This window comes from Ruegeria sp. AG1 (assembly GCF_056541705.1).
This window is the reverse complement of sequence record NZ_JBQFYU010000018.1, coordinates 1-20602: the sequence shown is the minus strand read 5'-3', so window position 1 is coordinate 20602 and position 20602 is coordinate 1. Positions and strand designations below refer to the sequence as shown.

At 57.0% G+C, this 20602-nt stretch carries 11 protein-coding genes; 6 read left to right on the top strand and 5 right to left on the bottom strand.

Translation table 11 applies throughout. The features are described 5' to 3' along the window. Positions 1–690: 690 nt before the first annotated feature. The 4 genes from ACR0B5_RS21530 (at position 691) to ACR0B5_RS21515 (ending at position 14040) form a co-directional block, all read left to right on the top strand. Positions 691–7152 (top strand): type I polyketide synthase, encoded by a 6462-nt coding sequence (locus tag ACR0B5_RS21530; RefSeq protein WP_480543320.1) that lies wholly within the window; start codon positions 691–693, stop codon positions 7150–7152. Between the two features lie 2 nt (positions 7153–7154). After that, on the top strand, positions 7155–8165 hold the full coding sequence (locus ACR0B5_RS21525) for a glycosyltransferase family 2 protein (protein ID WP_480543404.1): 1011 nt from the start codon (positions 7155–7157) through the stop codon (positions 8163–8165). A 3-nt stretch (positions 8166–8168) separates the two neighbouring features. Continuing rightward, positions 8169–12830 carry a MupA/Atu3671 family FMN-dependent luciferase-like monooxygenase gene (locus tag ACR0B5_RS21520; RefSeq protein WP_480543318.1) on the top strand — a complete coding sequence of 1554 codons (4662 nt, stop codon included), beginning with the start codon at positions 8169–8171 and terminating at the stop codon, positions 12828–12830. Between the two features lie 283 nt (positions 12831–13113). Beyond that, positions 13114–14040: an FkbM family methyltransferase gene (locus tag ACR0B5_RS21515; RefSeq protein ID WP_480543316.1), complete on the top strand. Its 927-nt coding sequence runs from the start codon at positions 13114–13116 to the stop codon at positions 14038–14040. A 199-nt stretch (positions 14041–14239) separates the two neighbouring features. Here the strand turns inward: ACR0B5_RS21515 and pqqE are convergent, their stop codons facing one another. The 5 genes from pqqE to pqqA are packed head-to-tail and all read right to left on the bottom strand — an operon-like array spanning position 14240 to position 17346. After that, complete coding sequence (gene pqqE / locus ACR0B5_RS21510; protein WP_480543314.1) at positions 14240–15319, bottom strand: pyrroloquinoline quinone biosynthesis protein PqqE; 1080 nt, start codon at positions 15317–15319, stop codon at positions 14240–14242. Then, entirely contained in the window at positions 15316–15603 is a 288-nt protein-coding gene (gene pqqD / locus ACR0B5_RS21505; RefSeq protein WP_170475152.1) for a pyrroloquinoline quinone biosynthesis peptide chaperone PqqD, read from the bottom strand. Before pqqD ends, pqqE begins: the two co-directional genes overlap by 4 nt. Beyond that, positions 15600–16328, bottom strand: coding sequence for a pyrroloquinoline-quinone synthase PqqC (pqqC, locus tag ACR0B5_RS21500; RefSeq protein WP_170475149.1), 729 nt, complete (start codon positions 16326–16328; stop codon positions 15600–15602). The genes pqqD and pqqC overlap by 4 nt, the downstream gene beginning before the upstream one ends. After that, positions 16325–17212, bottom strand: coding sequence for a pyrroloquinoline quinone biosynthesis protein PqqB (gene pqqB / locus ACR0B5_RS21495; protein ID WP_480543311.1), 888 nt, complete (start codon positions 17210–17212; stop codon positions 16325–16327). Before pqqB ends, pqqC begins: the two co-directional genes overlap by 4 nt. Before the next feature lie 26 nt (positions 17213–17238). Beyond that, positions 17239–17346 (bottom strand): pyrroloquinoline quinone precursor peptide PqqA, encoded by a 108-nt coding sequence (gene pqqA / locus ACR0B5_RS21490; RefSeq protein ID WP_152460716.1) that lies wholly within the window; start codon positions 17344–17346, stop codon positions 17239–17241. Positions 17347–17545: 199 nt separating this feature from the next. Here pqqA and ACR0B5_RS21485 point away from each other — a divergent pair, with 199 nt between their 5' ends. Continuing rightward, on the top strand, positions 17546–19609 hold the full coding sequence (locus ACR0B5_RS21485; protein WP_480543309.1) for a 4Fe-4S binding protein: 2064 nt from the start codon (positions 17546–17548) through the stop codon (positions 19607–19609). Beyond that, the gene (locus ACR0B5_RS21480; protein WP_480543307.1) at positions 19606–20496 is read left to right on the top strand and encodes an FAD:protein FMN transferase; all 891 of its coding nucleotides are present in this window, start codon (positions 19606–19608) and stop codon (positions 20494–20496) included. The genes ACR0B5_RS21485 and ACR0B5_RS21480 overlap by 4 nt, the downstream gene beginning before the upstream one ends. Positions 20497–20602 lie beyond the last annotated feature (106 nt).

Genomic DNA, 20602 nt, shown 5'->3' with positions numbered 1-20602 from the left:
ATAGAGTTCTCATCGCCAATCTGCCGGTCTGGACTGGCGAGTACAGGTTGAAGATACCGAGCCTCCACCTTTTTTACGCAATCCTTCCCCTAGCTGGATTCGAACCCTTTGGGATGAAATCTTAGACGATCTAAGGCTTGGCGAGATCGGGTGTTCAAAAAAAAACAACATATGGTCCGGTAACACGCTTCATAGTTTACAGGCACATTTCATAGCGCGCTGAGAAAACGCTGTCACTAGGGGCTTATTTGGCTTCATTTCCAACCGAGGTTGTATTTCCACATGACTATGACCCCGGAAAACGAGTACTATAGCTTCGATGGCGAAGGGTCCGAATACCGCAACGGAACTATCATTTCTGTCGGTTGTCCTACCGAACCTGAAGCACTTGGATAGTCGGAAAAAAGGGTTCTGAGCCCAACCACTTCTGGAATCAAATAATTGCGCAACAAAAAATCATAGAAACAGATATCTGTATCCCTTTTGTGGACAGTCTATTGTAGAATCAAACGAGCCTTGGTTATCGAATGATCGCGTAAAACAAGTACTTTTGGGAGAGTAACAATAGATTCTGAAAAAAGTGCCTTATTCTGTTGAGAGAAAATCCTTACACAACCTGTATAGTGGTCAAAAATGTCAGATTTGTTTGGCAACAGTGTTCGCACTGCATAAGATCAATGCGGTTGAGTTATGGGTGATTTGAAAGTGAATAGTTCCGTTCGGGAAAACGATATTGCCATTGTTGGCATCGCGGCCCACCTACCTGGGGCAGCTTCGGTTGAAGAGTATTGGCACAACTTGCGGGCTGGCATTGAATCCATCCGCCGTCTTAGCGAAGACGAACTACGTAAAAGCGGAGAAGTTCCGCATCTACTAAACCGGCCGGATTATGTGCCTTTTGCTGCTCCGCTGGAGGGGTTTGAGGGATTCGATGCCGAGTTTTTTGGCCTTTCTCCCAAGGAAGCGGCCATCATGGATCCGCAGCATCGCCAATTCCTTGAGGTGTCTTGGGAAGCTCTGGAAAATGCAGGTCATACGCCGGAAAGCTTTTCTGGTCCAATCGGGGTCTTTGCCGGTTGCGGCATGGGGAGTTATTTCTATTTCAACATCTGCTCGAATGCTGACCTTGTGGATGACGTGGGCATGTTCCTGTTGCGCCATACCGGCAATGACAAGGATTTCCTCTCAACTCGTTTGAGCCATATTCTTGACCTCAAGGGCCCCAGCGTGAATGTGCAAACGGCCTGCTCAACCTCGCTGGTGGCAACGCATTACGCCACGCAGGCGTTGTTGACCGGTGAATGTGATATGGCGATTGCCGGGGGCGTCACCATCGAGTTGCCGCAAAACCGCGGCTACATCTATAAAGAGGGTGAAGTTCTGTCGCCGGATGGTCATTGCCACGCCTTTGATCATCGGGCGCAGGGGACAGTTTTTGGATCAGGTGCGGGGGCAGTGGTGCTGCGTCGCCTGTCAGATGCGATTGCCGATGGTGATCACATCTGGGGTGTGATCCGCGGTACGGCGATCAACAATGACGGGGCCGACAAGGCGGGGTATCTGGCCCCGTCCGTCGAAGGGCAAGCTGCTGCCATATCCGAGGCCCACACCATGGCCGATGTCACCGCCGATACGCTGGATTACGTGGAATGCCACGGCACCGGCACGTATCTCGGGGACCCGATCGAGGTGGCGGCGCTGACACAGGCCTTTTCAGACACCACCGATGAGACGGGGTTTTGCAAGCTTGGGTCGGTGAAAACCAATATCGGCCATCTGGATACCGCCGCCGGGGTGGCGAGCCTGATCAAGACATCGTTGGCCCTGCATCACAAGGAAATCCCGGCAAGCCTGGGCTATGAAAAGCCCAATCCGGCGATCGATTTCGAAGACAGCCCGTTTCGCGTCAATGACCAGTTGACTCCATGGGTGTCTTACAAAGGGCCACGACGCGCCGGGGTGAATTCGCTGGGGGTCGGCGGAACCAATGCCCATGCGGTACTGGAAGAGGCCCCCACACGGGCCGCCTCCGAGCCATCCGATTGGCCGTTCCAATTGCTGACTATTTCTGCGCGCAGTAAAAAGGCACTTGAGGGCAACTCAGCCGCGCTGGCCACACATTTGCGGGCGCATCAGGATGAAGATCTGGCCGATATCGCGTGGACCCTAAAAGAAGGACGTCGGGGTTTCGAGAAACGCCGGGTGATTGCTGCCGAAAGCCACGAGGAAGCCGCGGCGCTTCTGGAAGACGGCGATCCGCGCCGGGTCTTTACGCATTCCGTCATCTCCAACAATCCCGACCATGTTTTCATGTTCCCCGGAGGTGGTGCGCAATATGCTGGCATGGCGCGCGATCTCTATGAAACAGAGCCTGTTTTTGCCGACTGGATGGATCGCGGGCTGGAGATCCTGCAGCCCAAGCTCGACTATGACATCCGCGCATTGTGGCTGCCGGAATCCGGGCAGGAGGCCGAGGCTGATGCACGTCTGACAACGCCTTCGGTGCAATTGCCGCTGATCATGATCACCGAATATGCCCTGGCGCAGCTCTGGATCAGCTGGGGTGTGGAGCCAGCCGCGCTTGTCGGTCATTCCATGGGGGAAAACACCGCCGCTTGTGTGGCCGGTGTCATGTCCTTTGAGGATTGCATCGGCCTTGTGCATCTGCGCGGCCAGCTTTTTGATACCGTACCGGCAGGTGGTATGCTGAGCGTGCCGCTGCCTGCGGATGAATTGCGCCCGCTGCTGGGGGGCGATCTGGATCTGGGCGCGGTGAACGCCCCGGGCTTGAGTATTGCAACCGGGCCTCAGGCCGCGCTTGACGCGCTTGCCGAGCGGCTGCAGGTGCAGGATATCGACTGCCAACGCATCCAGATCGACATCGCTGCGCATTCCCGCATGTTAGAGCCGATCCTGAAGGATTTTGGCGATTACCTGCGCGGCATCACCCTGAACGCTCCGCAAATTCCGTTCCCATCGAACCGGAGCGGCACATGGATCACAGCCGAAGAAGCCACCGACCCGGAATACTGGGTCGGGCATCTGAGAAACACGGTTCATTTCGCCGATTGCATCACCACACTGGCGGAAAACCCCGAGCGGATTTTCATTGAGGTCGGTCCGGGCAAAGCGCTGGCCTCACTGACCGGCCAGCATGACAAGGTGGATGCCAACCAGGTGATTGGCAGCCTGCGTCACCCGCAGGATGACATCGCCGATGACGCATATTTCCTTGCGATGCTGGGCCGGGTCTGGGCCTTGGGCGGAGAGTTTGACTGGGGCCAATATTGGGGCGAGGCGCGGCGCAATCGCGTCGTGTTGCCCAGTTATGCTTTCCAGCGCGCGCCTTATTTCATTGAACCAGGCAAAGCCCAGCCAGATGCGGAAACCCAATGGTTGATGCGCAGTGATGATCCTGATGGTTGGGGATACCGCGTCAGCTGGACCCCCACCTATGCCGCTTGCGATATCGACGTGACGAAGGGCCTGGAAGATGAGCCACCTGAAAGCTGGCTTGTCTTTGAAGATGAAGCGGGCCTATGCCGTCAATTGGCTGAGCGCTTGCGGGGTGCTGACCACACCGTCACCACGGTGGTTCCTGGCGACGGCTTCGCGCGCATCCAGGAAGATCACTATTGCCTCGCTCCGGAGCGGGGTCGCGAAGGTTATGACATGCTGATCAGGGATTTGTCGGATCAGAGCCGCCTGCCCACACGTATCGTGCATGGCTGGTCCCTGACAGACCGTGAAAGTTTCCGACCTGGCAGCAGCTTTTTTCACCGCAATCTGGAGCAAGGCTTTTACAGCCTCTTTTTCCTGGCGCAGGCGATTGGCGAAGAAGACCTGCCAATGCCGCTGCATATGCATGTGCTGAGCTCGGGCGCCTTGCAGGTCCGGAACGAAGATTTGCCGCATCCGGAAAAAGCCACGCTGACCGGCCCCACACGGGTGATCCCGCGCGAGTTTCCCGGCCTGACATGTGCCCTGCTTGATATCGATTTGCCTCAAGCCGAAGGCAAGCGCCGCCGCCCGGCACTGCCCGGCGACATGGTGGTTCAGGTTCTTGAGGATCTGCTGGCAGAACCGGCCACGCTGACCGCGGCCATTCGCGGCGGCAAGCGCTATGTGCAGGGGTACCGGTCGCAGCCTTTGCCTTGGCCTGACATTGCAGATTTACCTCTGCGCACCGGAGGCACCTATCTGATCACCGGTGGGTTCGGGGGGATCGGGCTTACATTGTCCGAAGCGCTGATCCGCAAAACCGGCGCCAATATTGTTCTTATGTCGCGCAGCTCTCTGCCTGTGCGGGACAGCTGGGAACAAATTCTGCATCAGAACGCTCCGCAGGACCGAACCGTCCGGAACATCCGCGCGATCCAGACACTTGAAGCTGCTGGCGGAAAAGTCCTGCCCCTTACAGGAGACGTCAGCAATGTCGAAGACATGCAGCGCATCATTGCGCGCAGCACGCAAGAGTTCGGAGAAATCCATGGCGTCATTCATGCCGCTGGCCTGATTGATGACGCGCCCATCATGACCAAGTCCATGATGGAGATTGAAGACATCTTTACCCCCAAGATTCACGGTACGCAGGTTCTGAATCAGGTCTTTCCTGACGGATCACTTGACTGGTTGGTTCTGTTTTCCTCGACCTCGACGGCAACCGCGCCCATTGGGCAGATCGATTATGTGGCGGCCAATGAATATCTCAACGCCTATGCCCGCGCGCGCGCGAAGGACAAGACACAGGTGCTGGCTGTAAACTGGGGCATCTGGTCCGATGTGGGCATGGCCGCGGATGCCATGGAAACGCGCATCGGACCCGAAGAGGCGCCGGTTGAATCGATCGACCAGCCCATGTTGGACAACGCCACTTTTGACCGGTCCGGGAACCGGATCTTTACTGCCGAGTATAAAGTAGCAGAGCGCTGGTTCCTTGATGATCACCGGACCAAGACAGGTCAGGCGCTGGTGCCGGGCACAGGTTATCTGGAGCTTGCCTCCGAGGCCCTGCGCGCACAGGGCGAAACCGGCCCGTTTGAAATTCGGGACCTCTATTTCCTACGCCCGCTGGCTGTTGACGATGATACCGGCCAACAGATGCAACTGCGCCTGCCACGCAGCGACATGGGTTATGATCTGGTGATCGAGAGCGCGCCTGAAGGAGCATCCGGCTTTGAGATGAACGCCCAAGCCAACCTGTCGCTCTTGCCGTTGGAATCGCCAGTACCTCTTGATATTGCCGCGATCACCGCCCGATGCGCTCCGCAGTATAAAGCCGAAGCAAATGCGCGCCTGACAGCTGCACAGGAAGCACATCTGAATTTCGGCCCGGGCTGGCAAGTCCTGACCGAGACAGCCCTAGGAGCCAAAGAGGGGATTGCCCATCTCAGCCTGCCGGAAAACCTGACAGGCGATCTGAGCGCAGGCTATGATCTGCATCCCGGTCTGATGGATTTGGCGACGGGCTGGGCGATGGATCTGATCGAAGGCTATCAACCCACCCATCTGTGGGTGCCCGTTTCGTATCGCTCGGTGAAAGTGCACCACCCGCTTGGACCACAGATCGTGAGCTGGGTCCGTAACGCTGGCGATAATCAGGCTGACGGCGAAACGGCCGGGTTTGATGTGACAGTTGCCCTGCCCGACGGCACAGTATGTGTTGAGGTTCAGGAATTCACCATCCGGCGGATGGATTCTGCCGCAGACTTTGCCCAGAGCGATACATCACCTGCGGCGGGTGCAGGGGATGCGGATATCGCACAACCCTTGTCGCCTGCCGAGGAACGGCTGCGCCATAACCTGTCACAGGGTATTCTGGCGTCAGAAGGCGCCGACCTCTTCTTCCGTGCACTGGGATTGAACCAACCGCAGGCCATTCTGTCATCTTTGGATCTAAACGCGCTGATTAAACAGGCTGCAGAGACGGGTGCATCGGCCAGTGACAGCGAACAGAAATTTCAACGCCCCGATCTCGACGGAGAATACGTGGCCCCGGACAATGATATTGAACGCAGGTTGGCAGGATTTTGGCAGGAGCTGTTGGGGGTTGATCAGATCGGGGTCGAGGACAGTTTCTTCGATCTCGGGGGGCATTCCCTGATCGCTGTTCGGCTTTTTGCGCAGATCAGAAAAACTTACAATGTGGACTTTCCCATTTCAGTGCTGTTTGAGGCACCAACCATTCGCAAGTGTGCCGAATTGATCGCCGCCCGCGGTGTGCCAACCGAAGGTGAAGCGGCCGTCGCATCCGAGGACGTACCGGCCACACCGGCGCGTCGATTTACGCATCTGGTTCCAATGCATTCGGGCGAAGGCGGGTCGAAGACACCATTCTTCCTAGTGGCGGGTATGTTTGGCAATGTTCTCAACCTGCGCCATCTGGCCCATCTGATCGGATCTGACCGGCCCTTCTACGGGTTGCAGGCCCGTGGGCTTTACGGTGACGAGGAACCCCACCGGGATTTGCGCGAAGCGGCGCGCGACTATATTGCCGAAATGCGTCAAGTGCAGCCGCATGGCCCTTATGTGCTGGGCGGTTTTTCCGGCGGCGGTATCACCGCCTATGAAATTGCTCGCCAGTTGAAGAAAGCAGGTGAGGAAGTCTCGGCGCTGATCATGTTGGATACACCCCTGCCGGTGCCCCGCGCACTTAGCGCACGAGATCGGGCGATGATCCAGTGGCTTGAGTGGAAGAACAGGGGGCTGTCCTACCCGGTTACTTGGCTGAGAAACCGCATCGCCTGGGAGATCGAAAAACGGCAAGGTGGCATTGAGGAAGGCGCGGGAGCAGAAGGCCAAAATTTCCATGACACGGTCATTGAAGCTGCGTTTCTGGAAAGTGTCGCCAATTACCCATTACAGCCTTGGGATGGACCGCTGACTCTGTTCCGGCCGCCGCTTGTCGGCAAATGGCAGGTCGCACCGGACCGTCTGGTGAATGATGATCGCGACTACCTGAGCCCTGACAACGATTGGACCGAGTGGGCGCCTAAGCTTGAGGTGTATGAAGTGCCCGGAGATCATGACTCCATGGTATTGGAACCCAACGTACGCGTACTTGCCGCCCGGATGCGGCGCAGTCTGGAAGCCGCGGAAAAATCTGCGCTGTCGACCTCTCTTCGGCACCCCCGGCAGGAGGCGGCCGAATGACAATGTCCAGTTCTGTCGTCCTTACAATTATACTGAACTACAAGACCGCCGAGATGAGCCTGCGTTCAGCCGAAGCTGCCCTTGGGGCGATGGAAGGTATCGAAGGCGAAATCATACTTGTCGACAATGATTCACAAGACGAGTCTTTCGAGAAGATGTGCACGCATGTCACCTCGCGAGGTTGGGACAAAAACAACAGGGTCCGCGTACTGCAATCTGGGCACAACGGTGGGTATGGATCAGGTAACAACGTTGGCATCCGCGCCAAGCTCAGCAGCGGTCAGGCGCCTGATTACATCTATGTACTAAACTCTGACGCTTTCCCCGAAAAAGAGGCAATCCGCATCCTGCGGGATCATCTCGATACCCATCCAAAAACTGGGTTTGTCGGCAGCTATATTCACGGCGAAGATGATGATCCGCATCTGACCAGTTTCCGCTTTCCGTCGATCGCCAGTGAGTTTGAAAGTGCGATCCGTTTTGGGCCGGTCACTCGGATCCTGGCGCATCATGTTGTTCCAATTCCAATCCCCGATCACAGCCGCCCAGTCGATTGGTTGGCCGGGGCAAGTTTGATGATGCGCCAAAACCTCCTTGATGAAATTGGTTTGTTTGACGAGACTTTTTTTCTGTATTTTGAAGAAACAGATTTATGCCGCCGCGCTGCACAAGCCGGTTACCAGACACACTATTTGCGAGATAGTCGCGTCATGCATATTGGTTCGGTGTCGACGGGCATGAAGTCTTGGAGCCGAGTGCCAACGTATTGGTTCGACTCCAGACTGCACTACTTTACTAAGACCCATGGGGCTCTTTATGCGGCTGGGGCGACCCTAGCACATCTGAGCGGCGGTTTTCTGCATTGGCTACGCTGCCTGATTACCCGCAAGAACCGCGATGTACCGCCTTTCTTCTTAACGACTTTGGCTTGGCACGATTTAAAAGCCGGTCTGTACGCTTGCCTGCCCAACAACAGGCGAGAACGTCGGCATAAACCTATTCCTGGAGAGTAACGTATGTCCTTTTCAACCCTGTTGATCGGCCATGAATCCCTGCTCGTACAATGCGGCGCAATGCTTCTTGAAGCCGGGCACAATATCCGGGGCGTTGTGACCCGCAATCCGGATGTGCGAAATTGGGCCGAAGGGCAGTCGCTGACAGTTTATGCGCCGGGTTCGGATCTCGCTGACCGGCTTTCAGATACAGAGTTTGACTGGCTGCTCAGTATCGCCAATCTTGATCTTCTGCCACAGAGGCTTCTGGAACAAGCCCGGAAAGGCGCAGTGAATTTCCACGATGGCCCCTTACCTCGCTATGCTGGGTTGAACGCACCGGTTTGGGCGCTCTTGAATGGAGAAACCCAACACGGCATCAGCTGGCACAAGATCACAGGAGGCGTGGATGAGGGCGATATCATCGCCCAACGTCACGTCGATATCAGCGCAAACGACACGGCGTTGACGCTCAATACCAAATGCTATGGCGCTGCGATGGATAGCTTTCCTGATGTCATTGCGGCGCTTGAGGTGGGGATTCCCAATCCACATCTTCAGGACCTGAGCCAGCGCAGTTATTTTGCCCGTGACGCGCGCCCCGAGGCCGGAGCACGGATTGACTTCACCGCTTCGGCCAAGTCGATAAGCACACTGGTTCGCGCCCTTGATCACGGGGATTATTGGAACCCGCTGGCCTGCCCCAAGCTGGATACAGGTGACAAGATTTATCTGGTTGGCCAAGCCGAGGTTCAATCATCGGAACAGGCCGCACCGGGTACAATTTTGGCCCGCGATGCGGACAGTCTGACCATCGCCACAGGGCAGGACGCCACTAGATTAAGCCAGTTCAGAGACTGTTTTGGAGAGGAGATCACGGCCGCTGACATCGCCCCGGATTGCAACGTGCTCCCCTTGTTCGATGCCGCAGACCAGGCCGAGCTTACCGTCACGCTCACCCCCGCAGCCAAAGCGGATGTTTACTGGCGGGAAGTCCTGGAAAAGCTACAGCATTCCGATCTGCCGATGATTGAACGAAATGCACCCGCATCCGATGTGATTTCACACGCAGTGAATGCGAGCGCCACCTTTGAGAAAGCAGCCACTGCGTTGGCCGCGCTTTTCCTTTGCCAAGTGGACGATGATGCCCTGAATCTGGCTCTGTCTCTGCCCAGAACGGCCTCAGACTATGTCAGTAGCTGGGCACCGGTCACTGTGACATCCGGCACTGCAACAGCGGATCTACAGGCCGGGCTGACGCAAGACATCACCGCGGCCCGGGCACGTGGCGGGTTCTCCATTGACCTGCCCGCACGTCTGTCCCGGTCCAAAGATGATCATTTTGCTATGCCACAGCTTGGCCTGACAGATTCAAATGCTGAACTGATCCCTGGCACCAGCCTGACCCTGTCATTTGTAGAGGGTCAGATTCAGCTTTGTGCCGACAGTGGCCATATCAGCGCCGAGGCGCTGGCCCTGATTGCCGCCCGGCTAGAAGCCATCTTGGCACAGTTGGATGCCCCGGAGACGGCCTTAAAACCCATCCGCGATCTATCCCTGATGCCTGAAGCTGAGCGGGTGAAAATCCTGACGGAAAGGAATGCGACCGACACGGATTATGACCACACGACCTGCATTCATCAGCACTTTGAAACCCAAGTCGCCCGGTCGCCCGACGCCATCGCGCTGGCGTTCGAGGATCAAAGCTATAGCTACGATGCCTTGAACCGTGCGGCCAACCGGTTTGCGCATGTTCTGCAGGATATGGGGGTTGGCCCCGATACTTTGGTCGGGCTGCATGTCAAACGCTCGCCGCAGCTTGTGATTGCCGCCTTGGGCATTCTCAAAGCTGGCGGTGCTTACGTGCCGATGGACCCCTCTTACCCGGCAGACCGCACCGCGCTGTATCTTCAGGATAGCGCCGCACCCGTTGTCATTACCGAGACCGATCTGGCCCGGAATCTGCCGGAATCCGCGGCGCAGATACTGTCAATCGATGCGGATCCGCGCCTGTCTGCTGCGCCTGACAGCAACCCCGACAGCACCGTGACGGCAAATAATCTGGCCTATGTGATCTATACGTCAGGCTCGACCGGACGACCCAAGGGCGTGATGATCGAACACCGCAATGTGTCGAACTTCTTCACCGGTATGGATGGGCGTATTTTACATGACCCGGCTGGTGTCTGGATGGCAGTTACCAGCTTGTCCTTCGATATTTCCGTGCTGGAGTTGTTCTGGACACTGGCGCACGGATTCAAGGTTATTCTAAGCGATGATGACAACCGCGCCCTTGTTGCAGGCGACGGCACTCCGGCGCGGGGGTCTACCGGACGCGGCATGGATTTTAGCCTCTATTACTGGGGCAATGATGACGGCGTCGGCCGTGACAAATATAAATCCCTGCTGGAAGGGGCAAAATTTGCAGACAAGCACGGGTTCTGCGCCGTCTGGACTCCCGAGCGCCACTTCCACGCTTTTGGCGGGCCCTATCCGAACCCGTCGGTTACCGGCGCAGCCGTCGCAGCCGTTACCGAAAACTTGTCGGTGCGCGCAGGCTCCTGTGTCGCGCCGCTGCATCACCCGGCTCGGATTGCCGAGGAATGGGCCATCATCGACAACCTGACCAACGGGCGCGCTGCGCTGGCCATCGCCTCCGGTTGGCAACCTGATGATTTCGTTCTGCGACCAGAAAACACACCGCCGGACAACAAGCCAGCCATGCTGCAATCCATTGATATTCTGCGCAAACTTTGGAAGGGAGAGCCCGTCGAGTTTCCGAAGAAGTCTGGAGAAATGCACGCTGTCGTCACTCAGCCCCGGCCCGTCTCGAAGACACTTCCAGTATGGGTCACCACAGCAGGCAACCCGGCAACCTGGGAAGAGGCTGGCGCCATCGGCGCAAATGTCCTGACCCACCTTCTGGGACAAAGCGTCGATGAAGTCGCTGACAAAATCGGTCTCTACCACAGCGCATTGCGCGAAGCAGGCCATGACCCGGAGGACCACACAGTCACCCTGATGTTGCATACATTCGTCGGAGCGGATCGTGAAGAGGTACGCGAAGTGGCGCGCGAACCGATGAAGGATTACCTGCGCTCCGCTGCCGGATTGATCAAACAATATGCCTGGGCCTTCCCCGCCTTCAAGAAACCCGAGGGCGTCAGCAATGCGTTCGAACTGGACCTGGGCTCACTTGAAGAAGAAGAGCTTGAGGGCATTCTTGATTTCGCCTTCCTGCGGTATTTCGAAGACTCCGGTCTTTTTGGCACGGTCGAAGACTGCCTGACGCGCGTCGAAGAGCTTAAGCAAATTGGCGTGGATGAGATTGCCTGTCTGATCGACTATGGCATCCCGGTGGATCAGGTGCTTGAGGGGCTCAAACCTCTGGCCGAGGTTCTGCGCCTGTCCAATCAGGATACCGAACCACCCGAGGATGATTTTTCGATCGCGGCACAAATTCATCGCCACAAGGTTACGCATATGCAGTGTACTCCCAGCATGGCGCAGATGCTGGTGATGAATGACGAAGCCCGTCAGGCGCTGTCGCATCTCAAGTACATTATGATCGGGGGCGAGGCTCTGCCTGGCGCATTGGTATCGGAATTGGCCGGTATCACCTCGGCACGTATTGAGAATATGTACGGGCCAACAGAAACCACCATCTGGTCGACGACCGAAACCGCTGCATCAGTGGCAGGTACCGTCAATATAGGTCGACCAATTGCCAATACTCAGGTCTATGTTCTGGATGAGGATCAAAACCCGACACCCATTGGTGTTGCGGGTGAGCTCTTTATTAGCGGGGCGGGTGTCGCCCGTGGGTACTGGAAACGTGAAGATCTGACAGCCGAACGTTTTGTGCCTGATCCATTCCGTGACCAACCTGATGCTCGGATGTACCGGACCGGTGATCTGGCGCGTTGGCGTCCGGACGGGCGGCTTGATTTCCTGGGTCGGGCAGATCATCAGGTCAAACTGCGCGGCTATAGGATTGAACTGGGCGAGATCGAGAGTGTACTTGATGCTCAGCCGAGTATTCGCCAATCCGTGGTTCTGGCCCGCGAAGATACCCCGGGGTTGACCCAACTGGTGGGGTATCTGATCGCGGATGGTGATCTGAATGAACGGGCATTGCGGGATACCCTGACCGGGCAGTTGCCCGAGTTCATGATCCCCGCGCATTTCGTCACTCTGGACAGCTTTCCACTGACGCCCAACAAGAAGATTGATCGAAAGGCGCTGCCGGCTCCCTTGCCACGCAAGGTCGCTGCAACCACGCAATCTCAGACGGCTGACCCCACGCCCACAGCTGCATCGGATGGAACAGCTGTTCGACAGGTTGCCGCAATATGGTCTCGGATTCTTGGCGTTCAGGATATCAGCCCACGCGACAATTTCTTTGATCTTGGCGGCCATTCACTACTGGCCGTGCAGGCGCATCGTGAAATCAGAAAAGAGCTGAACGTTCAGGGCCTCAGCATTACGGATATCTTCCGGTTCCCGGTCTTGGGCGTTCTGGCTGCAAAAATAGAAGAAAAAATGGGAGGCGTCGCTGCTATAGGCTTGTCTACACAGGCGTCTCAACCAACGGAGAGTTCTACGCAATCCGACAAGGCCGAGAAACGCACCAACGCAATGTCGCGCCGACGGGAAATGCGCGCCCGACGTCAAAAGCGGGCGTAATGGAATTTAGTCTGATCCGTGTTGAACTGACCGGCTCAGCCGGCTCCGATATTGGTGCCGGTGTTAACGATCCCAAGGTTCCCAAAGGTGCCTTGTTTCCAGAAGAAGCCTCTACTTGCAGGGTGTCTTGTATGAGGATCTGCTATGGATCAGGGGTCAAAGGAGGCGATGTAGAGATCTGCCTAGTTTTGTCAAGACAGAGTTAGGTTGTCTCACATGATAAAATCCGTCTCACCTATTTCGGACTAAACGTGTAACCTACTGCAGCTGAATAGATATTCTTGTGAAGGAGTTTATTATTGTGAATATGGTTCTTTTGAATCTCTATGCGTTGCCTCTGCGTCTCATTCGACCAAACGTCGGATTGACAGCTTTGAGCTTCAACCGCTTTACGAATGCGCTTTTTGAATCTGTTCAAGGCGAACTATTGGCGCGCCTCCCATGCGGTGCCAAAATCAGAATAGACCCCAATGAATACCATGGACGAATAACTTGGATGGTGGGTTCAGCAGACTGGAAAGTTTCACGCACAGTAAACGCACTTCTTTCTCCGGGTGATATACTCTTGGATATTGGGGCGAACTACGGCTCGATAGGGTTTGAAGCCGCCGCGAGGGTTGGTCCGAGGGGCGAAGTTCATATGTTCGAACCACAGGCTCGCATTGCTAATCGGTTGGAGGCTGCAATAACAGATGATGGCTTTTCCAACGTAAAACTGCATCGTGTGGCTTTGTCGAACGAAGATGGAGAGGTATTGTTGGCTGGTCCGCTACACCATTCCGGCATGGCAACGATACTCACCAATGACGAGCTTGAACGAGACCGCGATCACAGCGAAGTTGTAAAAGCGTGCGATACTGCATCCACCATTCGCCAGCTGGTCAAGGACCGCAAATTTGGAGTGAAGATCGATATTGAGGGGGCCGAACCAATGGTTTTGCCCGGATTGATTGAACAATCGGCTCTCAAATTTGTGGTCTTTGAAGGTGTGCAATCGGAGCAATGGCTCTGGGATTTCTTCACCGAAAATGGATTCAAGATTTTTGGATTAGAGCGCTCAATTCTTATGTCCCAGATTACACCTTTGAAGAGTTTTGAAGATTGGAGTAGGTTTCACGATTTTGTGGCTGTAAGAACGCAACAGGAATTGCAATCTAAAAAAATGAGCTTAACCGAGATGCGGCAAATACTTGAAAAGGACGATTGGTAGATCGGCGATAAGTCTACAATCGGGACCTTAGATAGATATTAAAACCGCACGCCATATAGAATTTTAAGGTACGGGGCGTGGCAACTTTCTAAAGCGCGCGGAACTGGTGGCCAAACTCATCGACGCAAAAGTGAGTTTCTGAACAACCGTAAGCTTTGCAACAGAACCCAAAGCCGTGCGAAACAGCACCAGCTAGGGGTCACGCTTTGCGATAGACGAATTCTCTTTCAGGATTGGCTGACATGGCGTCCAAAACATCTTTAACCCGGCTATTCAGAGGTGACTTTTTGCAAACGGGATCTGTGGCTTCGGCGTCCTGCGCTAAGGCCATCGCCTGACAACGACAACCTCCGAAGTCGATCTCTTTCCTCTCGCAGCTTTGGCAGGGTTCGGGCAACCAATCGGTTCCCCGATAGGCGTTGAAGGCGCTGCTGTGGTTCCAGATGTCCGATAATGGTTTATCGCGCACCGACTCGAATTCCAGATGGGTGATCGTCTGTGCCGCATGGCAGGGCAGGACTGTGCCGTTGGGCGTGATGTTCAGGCCCGTGGACCCCCAACCGCCCATACAGGCTTTGGGATAGTCCGAGTAATAGTCGGGCGGCACGAAGTCGATGGCCAGAACACCTCGTAAATCCTTGCTGGCGCGGACAACGGTGTCTTTCACGGCCCGGGTCTGCTCAAGCGTCGGCAGCAGTGCGGCGCGGTTCGACAGAGCCCAGCCGTGGAATTGCACACAGGCGACCTCGAGCCTGCGGGCACCCAACTCAACGGCCATTTTAATCGTGCGATCCAGATCATCCAGGTTGTGGCGATGCATGACCGCGTTCAGGGTCAGCGGGATACCCCTGTCACCGATCTCTTTGGCGATGATCATCTTTCGGTCAAAGCCGCCGCGATAGCCGCCAATGCGATCAGCCAGATCGGCATTCGTGCCCTGCAAGGACAGTTGGATGTGATCCAGCCCTGCCGCCTCGAGCCGGTCCAGCCGTTTGGCGGACAGTCCGATGCCGGAGGTGATCAGGTTGGTGTAAAGCCCGATACGGGCGGCCTGCGCGGTCAGGTCTTCGAGATCGCGGCGCGAAGCGGGTTCGCCCCCCGACAAGTGCAGTTGCAAGACGCCCATGTCGAAGGCTTGCTGGAACACATCCGCCCAGGTCTGCGTGTCGAGTTCCGTTTCCTTGCGCTCAAGCTCCACAGGGTTGCTGCAATAGGGGCAGCTGAGCGGGCAGCGGTGGGTAAGTTCGGCCAAAAGCGCGATGGGGGCTGGGGCGGTCATGCCTGCACCAACACGTAGAGGCGGCTGCGCAGAGCCTGCAGGAAGTGTTGAACATCGGTTTCGACCTGATCGGCAGGGGCGTCGTAAGTGGTGGCAAGATCAGTGACGATCTGGCAAAACGAGGTCTTCCCATCCACCCGCGACAGGATGGCGACACCAATATCGTCCAGTTCGATGACTTTTTCCGGGGCTTGCAGGACCATGCGGTCACGCACCGTGTCGCGCTGAACCCGCACGCCGCGCGGCAGATAGGGGCGGTCGGTCTGGTGCAGCTCAAGCGTCATAGCAGGCCTTCCCCCGTTTTCCACGCACCGGGTGGGACTAGGCCAGGCTCTACATATCCGGACCAAAGCGCATCCAGCTGCGCCCACAACACGTTGGTTTTGAAGATCAGCGCCTCGCAGGCCATGTCTTCTTTTTCCGCTGTGTCGGCGTGGTCCAAAACCCAGTTCAGGCCGAATGCCACGTCCTTCGGGGCTTGGGTCAGGCGCTTTTGGAAATAGGATAGGCTGTCGGAATTGGCGAAGTCATAGTGCTGCAACAGGCCCTCGATCCGCTGTTCGTGGATTTTGGGGGCAAACAGCTCGGTCAGAGAAGACGCGATCGCCTGCAGCAGAGGCTTTTCGCGTACGTAATGCACATAGGCGTCGACGGCGAATTGGGTCGCGGGCAGGATACCTCGGCCCGAGGCGACATAGTCAGGGTCCAGCCCCACGGCCTCGGCCAGCTTCAGCCAGCGCCGGATGCCGCCGCCCTCGGTCACGCCGCCATCGTGGTCTTCGATGCGGGATCGCCACTCGCGCCGGATATCGGGATCGTTGCAGCGCGACATGAAGGCGGCATCCTTCATCGGAATCGCCGCCTGATAGGCCCAGCGATTGATCACCCAGGCGCGTACCTGATCGGGGGTGCATTCCCCGCTGTGCAGCCGGTGATGAAACGGGTGCTTATCGTGGTAACGCTCCGCCCCGATCTGACGCAAGCGGGCCTCTAGGGTTTCGCGGCTCATATCGTGATCTCCTGCCCGTCATAGGCGATGGTCCAGCCTGCGGTTTCCACAAAGGCGCGTTCCGGGCTGTCGGGTTGCAGAACAGGGTTGGTGTTGTTGATGTGGATGAAGGTTTTCGCCGCGCGGATCTCTTGCAGTCGGGCGATCGACCCCTCGGGTCCGCTGATCGAGATATGCCCCATCCGCTGCCCGGTTTTTACGCCGGTTCCGGTGCGGATCATCTCATCATCATCCCAAAGCGTGCCGTCAAAGAACAACTGATCGGCATCCGTAATTCGGGCCAACAGGTCATCGGTCACCTGCGCGCAGCCGGGGATGTAATAGGCGGTCTTGTCGGTGGTGGTCAGCCGGACGCCCACGGTCTGTTCGCCCAATAGATCGGTCTGAACACTGTCGCCCTCCATGAACAGAGGGACCTTACCGGGCACCGCAAACAGCTGCGCCTGCAGCCCCTTTTGAAGGTTGAATTCATCACCTAGGGCAATCTGGCGGCGGTCCACTTTCTCGCGGTTGACCGCGTCGAAAATCCGGTTCTGGGACAGCACATCCAGAATATCGCCCGTGGCAAACAGGGTGAAAGGGGTCTGTTCACGCAGGCTGAGCAGCCCGGCGATATGGTCGATATCCCCGTTTGTCAGCAGAACCGAAGCAACAGGCGTGTCGCGCAGCGCGCGCGGGTGCATTTTGGGGCTGTCCAGCATCTGCTGGCGAATATCAGGCGAGGCGTTCAGGATGCTCCAATTCAGACCATCTGGGGACACCGCCAAAGAGGATTGGCCGGACGGCGGGATCTTGCCCTTACGGGCGTCCTCGCAATTCCGGCAACCGCAGTTCCATTGTGGCAAACCGCCACCTGCAGAAGCCCCAAGAACCAGGAAATGCACTTTGGGCCTCCGCTGCGTTTACGTGATCAGAACAGGTCGGGCTCGTACTCGCGGCCTTCGTCCTCGGACGGAGAATACATGTTGATCTCCATGCCGCAGTTCACTTCTTTCAGCTTCGGTGTGCTCCAGGTCATAGTGTCCTCCCGATGAATGACTGGCGTTGTTAAAAACCTACTACCGGCACGATTTTCGGAAAATGCTCCTTTGGTCGTAGGGATGGGATGTAGTGTTGAGGGCCGGGGCGGCTGCGTCAACCGCCTTGGGGTCGTAGAGGCGGGACCTAGGACTTTCGTCGAATGTCACCGTCGCGGGGTGAAATATAGTCTCACGCTCATGCGCGCGATCCTGTTTCTTGTGTTTTTGCTCATCAGCGGCCTGTCGGTTCAGGCAGAGCCTCTGCCGCGTGAGCAGATCGAAACCTATATCCGCGCCCCGTTTTCACTCGGCGATGCGCTGAACGATGACGGGGTTTACAGCCTGCTGAACTCGGGCGGCAGTGAGGCCGGATATGTGTTTGAATCCGAACCTTTAGCCCCCTTGCCGGGGTTTTCGGGCGCGCCGATCAACATGCTGGTGGTGCTGGACCTTGAGGGACGCTTTTTGGATGTCCAACTGATCGAACACAACGAGCCGATCTTTGTCTCGGGTCTGGGTGAGGCCCCGTTTCACAAGTTCTTTGAACAATATGGCGGGCTGTCGATTTCGGATTCGATTGTGGTGGGAACACCCTATGGCGATGCGGCGGCGGGTTCACAGCTTGTCTATCTGGATGGCGTCACCAAGGCGACGGCCAGTGTGCGCATTGCCCACGAATCCGTCATTGGGGCCGCGCTGGCAGTGGCCCGCGAAAAGATGCAGGGACTGGCCACCGCGCCGCCCGCCTTTCCCGACCCCGAGTACCAAGAGGACCTGACCTGGCAGGATCTTGTCGATCAGGGCATCGCCACGCGCAAGACCTACACCAACGCGCAGGTCGACGCCTTGTTCGCAGACACCTTGTGGGAGGATGACGACCCCGAGGCGCAGGAGTATCCGAATGAGCCATACTTGGATATCTGGGTCGTTGATCTGGGCCCAACTTCAATCGCCCGCGCTGCGCTGGCCGAGGACAGTTTCGACGAACTCCAGAGCTTTCTGGAAATCTCGGACAATGATGAACCGATCCTGGTGATCGAAACCGCGCGCCACGGTTTGGTCAGCGAGGACTTCGTGCGCAATACAGCTCCAGACTGGCTGTCAGCAGAACAGGACGGTTTTCCGGTTGCGCTGCGCGATGCCGATCTGTTTGTAGAGCTGGCCGATGGCCTGCCCGATGGCACAGCCATGATCTTGCGAACGGACCGTAGGCTGGGATTTGACCCTTCGCGCGATTGGGTTCTGAAGGTGCTGGCCGTGCGGGAACACGGCATGTTCCAGCCCGAAACAGGCTCGGTCACGCTTGAGGTGCCCCATATCACGCCCGAACGGTTCTTTACCCGTCCGATTCAGGTAACGCCGGTCCCGCCATGGCTTGAGGCGCTCCGCAACCGTCAGGGTGACATGATCGTTCTTGGGCTCTTCCTGACAGGTCTCGTCGCCGCGCTCAACTTTTGCATGAATGCACTGGCGGCGCAGCCTTTGTTCACGCCCCTCCGCTTGGGCGTACTGGCCGTTGTCATCGGTTTTGTCGGATGGTGGGGGCAAGGGCAGCTGTCCATCGTCACCGTTCTTGGAACACTCAGAGCAGCAGTCGAAGGCGGCAGTTTCGCATTCCTTCTGTATGACCCGTTTTCCCTGTTGATCTGGGTGGTGTCCATCGCCGGTTTCATCGCATGGGGCAGGGGGCTGTTCTGCGGTTGGCTTTGCCCCTTCGGCGCAATGCAGGAGTTCGCGCATCACCTCGGCAAAGCCCTGCGCCTTCCGCAAATTGAGCCGTCCGACGCCTGGGACAGACGCCTGAAATGGCTGAAATACGTCATCCTCGCGGGTCTTGTGGGCGTAGTGTTCGTCGCCCCCGATCAGGTCGACAAAGCCGCCGAGGTCGAGCCGTTCAAAACCGCGGTCACCACCTTCTTTGTACGCGAATGGTATTACGTGGCTTACGCGGCGGGATGGCTGTTCTTTGGAATGGTGCTGTTCAAGGGATTTTGCCGCTATGTCTGTCCGCTTGGCGCTTTCATGGCGATCGGAGGGCTGTTGCGCGGGCGCGATTGGATCGACCGACGCTCGGAATGCGGTTCTCCGTGTCAATTGTGCAAGGTCAAATGCAAATACGGGGCCATCGCAAAGAGTGGACGCATCCAATATGATGAGTGCTTTCAATGCCTTGACTGTGTGACGATCCATGACGACAACACGAAATGCGTGCCTCTGATTGTCGCCGCCCGACGCCAAGCCAGAGAGGTCGCCGCCGAATGATAAACCGCCGCCGCTTCCTTGCCATTTCTGCCGCCGCGTTGGCGACCCCGGCTGCGGCCCAGCCCACAAAATGGCACGGCTATGCCTTGGGTGCCGAGGTCAGCCTTACGTTTGACGCGCCTCCGGACGTTGCCGAACCCGCCATCGCCCGTATCCGAGCCGAGCTTGAACGCTGCGAAGCATTGTTCAGCCTCTACCGCCCGAATTCCGACTTGTCTCGGTTGAACCGTTCTGGCCACCTGAAAGCACCCGCGCCCGAAATGCAGGCGCTTCTGCGCGCCTGCGATCGCGCCTACCGGCAGACCGACGGGCGTTTTGATCCGACCGTTCAACCCTTGTGGCAGGCAGCGGCGCAGAATGGAGACCTCGATGCCGCGCGCAAAGCCCTTGGATGGGACCGGGTTCGGATTTCGCCCGATCACATTGCGCTGGATCCCGGCCAAGCACTGACGCTGAATGGTATTGCGCAGGGCTTCGCCACCGACCTGGTCACAGAGGTGCTGCGTCAGGCGGGTTGGCACAACGTATTGGTCAATATCGGTGAGTATTTTGCGGCAGGACGCAACTGGACCCTGGGCGTGTCAGATCCCCAACACGGGATCGTTCAGACCCGGACGCTCAAAGATCAAGCGATTGCCACCTCTAGTCCAGCTGCGTTGCGACTGGGTGGCGGTCAGTTTCATGTCCTGAATCCGAAAACCATGCACCCACCCCAATGGTCGACGGTCAGCGTTCAGGCTGCAGACGGCACATCGGCAGACGCGTTGTCAACGGCGCTTTGTCATGCAGATGAGGGTGAGATTCAAACCATCCTGGATCGGACACCCAATCGCACCACTGTAATTTGTGTTCACCAGAATGGGTCTGTCCGGACCTTCCAATCATAGCAAAAGCCCCGGGGTTTTGCCCGGGGCTTTTGGGTTTGTTGTTTCTGTGTTTACGAGCAGTTTTGGACGGCGCGTTTTGTCATGACGCTGACGAGATGCGCGCGGT

Coding starts and splice junctions, on each gene's coding strand:
- ACR0B5_RS21530 (WP_480543320.1), top strand. CDS start 691: ATGGGTGATTTGAAAGTGAATAGTTCCGTTCGGGAAAACGATATTGCC.
- ACR0B5_RS21525 (WP_480543404.1), top strand. CDS start 7,155: ATGTCCAGTTCTGTCGTCCTTACAATTATACTGAACTACAAGACCGCC.
- ACR0B5_RS21520 (WP_480543318.1), top strand. CDS start 8,169: ATGTCCTTTTCAACCCTGTTGATCGGCCATGAATCCCTGCTCGTACAA.
- pqqE (WP_480543314.1), bottom strand. CDS start 15,319: ATGACCGCCCCAGCCCCCATCGCGCTTTTGGCCGAACTTACCCACCGC.
- pqqD (WP_170475152.1), bottom strand. CDS start 15,603: ATGACGCTTGAGCTGCACCAGACCGACCGCCCCTATCTGCCGCGCGGC.
- pqqC (WP_170475149.1), bottom strand. CDS start 16,328: ATGAGCCGCGAAACCCTAGAGGCCCGCTTGCGTCAGATCGGGGCGGAG.
- pqqA (WP_152460716.1), bottom strand. CDS start 17,346: ATGACCTGGAGCACACCGAAGCTGAAAGAAGTGAACTGCGGCATGGAG.
- ACR0B5_RS21485 (WP_480543309.1), top strand. CDS start 17,546: ATGCGCGCGATCCTGTTTCTTGTGTTTTTGCTCATCAGCGGCCTGTCG.
- ACR0B5_RS21480 (WP_480543307.1), top strand. CDS start 19,606: ATGATAAACCGCCGCCGCTTCCTTGCCATTTCTGCCGCCGCGTTGGCG.